Annotated in this window: 1 protein-coding gene; it reads left to right on the forward strand. The window is 63.2% G+C overall.

The annotated features are described in order from the left end of the window. The first annotated feature begins 136 nt into the window (after positions 1-136). Positions 137-1,156: an IS110 family RNA-guided transposase gene (locus AC07U4_RS24810; protein WP_495197604.1), complete on the forward strand. Its 1,020-nt coding sequence runs from the start codon at positions 137-139 to the stop codon at positions 1,154-1,156. Positions 1,157-1,411: the final 255 nt, after the last annotated feature.

Raw genomic sequence — 1,411 nt, forward strand, 5'->3', positions numbered from 1 at the left:
GTTTTCGGACATGGGGTAATCGCGGAGCCGAGTCACCGGAGGCATTCATAGTGATGCCGGGTGGCTGTTCCCCGATAAGATGAGAATACGGGCTCACGACAGGTAGCCGGGCCCAAACATCTGATGGAGAACAGCCATGGACGAATATATCGGCCTCGACGTCTCGATGAAAGAGACCGCGGTTTCCATTCGACGCGACGGCAAGCGGGTCTGGCGCGGCAAATGTGTTTCGGACCCGCAGGCACTTGCGGCGCTGATCCGCAAGCATGCTCCGGACGCCAAGCGGGTCGTGTTCGAGACCGGGCCGCTGTCGGTGTGGTTCTTTCATGCACTGACGGCGGAAGGTCTGCCCGCGATCTGCATCGATGCCCGTCATGCCAAGGCCGCACTCGACATGGCGCCGAACAAGACCGACGCGAACGACGCCGATGGTCTGGCACAACTGGCCGAGGTCGGCTTCTACCGCGAGGTTCGTGTGAAGGGGTATGACAGCATGCTGTCGCGCACGCTCATTGCCTCGCGCACCCGGCTGGTCAGGATCGGAACGGAGCTTTCCAACCAGATCCGGGGCATGATGAAGACGTTCGGCCTTCTCGTGCCATCGACCAAGGGCGGCCGCTTCGATGAGCAGGTCCGTCGCCTGCTCGCCGATAATGAGGCGCTGTCGCGTATTATCCTGCCCGTGCTCGATGCCTGGCGCAGCGTCCGCCTGCGTGCGGCCGAACTGGGTCGACAGATCCTCGCCGGTGCCCGGCAGAGCACCGATTGCCAGCTCCTGATGTCGATACCGGGCGTGGGGGCGATCACGGCGAGCTCATACGTCGCGGCAATCGGGGACACGGCGAACTTCAAAAAGTCGCGATCTGTAGGCGCATGGTTCGGGCTCACCACCCGGCGCTACCAGTCCGGCGAGGTCGACTATGACGGCCATATTTCCCGGCGCGGCGATGCACACATGCGGGGGCTCCTCTACGAGGCCGCCACGGTCCTGCTGACCCGCACCCGCGGCGACAGCGATCTGCGAGCCTGGGGCTTGGCGCTGAGGGAGAAGCTCGGCTTCAAACGCGCCGCTATTGCGGTGGCCCGCAAGCTCGCCGTCATCATGCATGCGATGCTGAAGTCGGGCGAACTGTTCAACAAGGCCGCCGCTGCCTGATCCTGTTCGACCGGTTGCGCCTGCCATGAAGGCACAATGAGACGTCCCTGCCAGGACGTGGAGCGAACCATTCCGTGCAGACCGTTGCACCGTCAGGCTCTGCCCGTCGCGTGCGTTTCGGACATTGGAAGGCTCACCCCTGCGAAGCCCCATCATGCGGCGACTTGTCTCGACCGCGAAGACGACCGTGCTCCTGGCATACGAACTCACCGCTGAAATGACTTGCGTCACCAACCGCTATTAGACGACGGTCTG

Source organism: Sphingomonas sp. GW821-FHT02B09 (assembly GCF_059421875.1).